The following is a 2,056-nucleotide window of genomic DNA, read 5'->3' on the forward strand; positions in this document are numbered from 1 at the left end:
GTTGATGGGTGCCCGTCGAAGCGCCGAGCAGGCGCAGCGAGGAGAGCCGCTCGTCCCGCGCCGGCCAGGCAGCCGGCGGCGGAGCCGGCCAGGGAGGTCAGGGGGAACAGCAGCAGCACGAGCGCGAAGCCGGAGAGCAGCCGGTACATGCCGGCGACCCCGGCCTCGGGCAGCTGGAGGGTGAAGAAGTAGTGGACGCCGCCGGCCACGCCCAGGGTCAGGGCGGTGACCACCGCGAACGCGGCCACCGGCAGGCCCCAGACGCTGCGGTCGGCGAAGAGGCGGGACAGGAACAGGGACAGGACGGTGCGGTTCATCGGATGCCCTCCTGACCCTGCCGGGCGTCGCTGAGGATCCGGCCATCCCGGACGCGGACGAGGCGTCCGCAGCGGGCGGCGACGTCGTCGTCATGGGTGACCACCACCAGCGTGTGACCGCGCGAGACGGTGGACTCGATCAGCGCGTCCATGACGGCCGTGGAGGTGTCCGAGTCCAGGGCGCCGGTCGGCTCGTCCGCGAAGACCACGTCCGGTTCGCCGGCCTGTGCGCGGGCGATCGCCACCCGCTGGCGCTGGCCACCGGAGAGCTCGCCGGGGCGGCGGTCCTCCACGCCGGTCAGGCCGAGCGCGGAGAGCCAGGAGGCGGCCACCCGCTGCGCCTCCGGGCGGGGGACGCCGCGCAGCATCAACGGCATCGCCACGTTCTCCGCGGCGGTGAGCTCGGGCAGCAGCAGGCCGTCCTGAAAGACGAAGCCGAGCCGCTCGCGGCGCAGCCGGGCCCGCGCCCCCTCACCCAGGGTGGTGACCTCCACCGGCTCACCGCCGTGCAGGAGGACGCTGCCGGCGTCCGGCGCGATGATGCCGGACAGCACGTGCAGCAGGGTGGTCTTGCCGGAGCCCGAGGGCCCCATGACGGCCACGGAATCGCCGCGGCCGATCTCCAGGTCCACGCCGGCGAGGGCGTGGACGGAGCCGTAGGACTTCGTGAGTCCGCAGGCGGTGAGGACGGGTGTGGTGTCACCGTGGGCGATGGGGGAAGGTGTCGAAGTCATGCCTCCAGCGTCCTCGCCGCGGACGGCGGTGGCATCAGCGCGCGGGGTGAACCTCGGTGGGCGGAGGTCAGACCGGAGGATGAGTCCCGGCGCGGTCCACTGACCCAGACGAGGGTGCAGTTGTTGTGGCCTCTGACGCGCTGAGGCCACAACAACTGCACCCTCGTCACGTGTGGAGGGTCTGGTGCGCGGCGACCGATCAGGCCAGGCCGAGCTCCTTCAGCTTCGCGGCGGTCTCGTCGTTGGTCGGCTCGACCTGGTGCGAGCCGTCCGGGAAGACGACCACCGGGATGTTGGTGCGGCCGGAGATCTCCTTCGCCTCGTCGGCTCGGGTCGGGTCGGCCACGAGATCGATGTACTCGTAGGCGACGCCGAGCTCGTCCAGCTGGCGCTTGGTGCGGATGCAGTCCCGGCACCAGTCGGCGCCGTACACGGTGAGGGTGGTGGTCTCGCTCATGGGTCCAGGCTAAGGGGCGCGGCGTCCGCTACTCACCAGGTCTGCGTGATCACGCGCCGCATCTCGTCCACCTGGACCCGGGCCCGCGCCCCGTTGAGCAGCGGCAGGTGCGGGGGCACGTGGCCGATCTCCATGTCCCACACGATCGGCAGCGGCCCGCCGTCCGCACCGCGCACCCCGGCGAGCGCGTCCCGGACCGCGTCCCGCTGGGTCATCTCCTCGGCACCGGACCCCGACGACGGCGCAAGCGTGCGCCCCACCAGCACCGCGGCGGCCCGCTCGAACCAGCCGTGCAGGCGCAGGGTGTGCAGCTGCCGGCACACCGTGTACGCGTCGGCCTCCGCCGCCTCCAGATAGACGAGCAGCGGCCCGTGCTCCCGGGCGAAGCCGCGCACGTCCGCGTAGGCGGTGCCCGCGATCGCGGACAGCACCTCGACGCACCCGCCGACCAGCGCGCCGGTGACGTCGAGACCGGGGTGGGCGCCGTCGTCGGGACGCCGGTCCGTGCCGTCGTCGGGAGGCCCGCCCGGAGCCGTAGCAGCGAACCG

General features: G+C 73.3%; 3 protein-coding genes and 1 pseudogene. All 4 read right to left on the minus strand.

Annotation, left to right across the window (positions count from 1 at the left end):
• Window positions 1-317 (minus strand): annotated as a pseudogene (locus tag AC2W7A_RS11910) (hypothetical protein); the annotation flags it as partial.
• A complete protein-coding gene (locus AC2W7A_RS11915) occupies window positions 314-1,051 on the minus strand; it encodes an ABC transporter ATP-binding protein (RefSeq protein ID WP_485991528.1) in 738 nt (245 codons plus the stop codon). The pseudogene AC2W7A_RS11910 and the gene AC2W7A_RS11915, both read right to left, overlap by 4 nt.
• A gap of 199 nt (window positions 1,052-1,250) precedes the next feature.
• Window positions 1,251-1,508, minus strand: a complete 258-nt coding sequence (locus AC2W7A_RS11920; protein WP_485991529.1) for a glutaredoxin family protein — start codon at window positions 1,506-1,508, stop codon at window positions 1,251-1,253.
• Between the two features lie 32 nt (window positions 1,509-1,540).
• On the minus strand, window positions 1,541-2,056 hold a 516-nt coding region (locus tag AC2W7A_RS11925; RefSeq protein ID WP_485991530.1), incomplete at its 5' end, for a S66 peptidase family protein.

It is taken from the genome of Micrococcus sp. LASM2_SD2 (genome assembly GCF_057364565.1).

Bases quoted from the DNA above. Each gene is read 5' to 3' on its own strand.
- AC2W7A_RS11920 (WP_485991529.1), bottom strand. From the start codon at position 1,508: ATGAGCGAGACCACCACCCTCACCGTGTACGGCGCCGACTGGTGCCGG.
- AC2W7A_RS11915 (WP_485991528.1), bottom strand. From the start codon at position 1,051: ATGACTTCGACACCTTCCCCCATCGCCCACGGTGACACCACACCCGTC.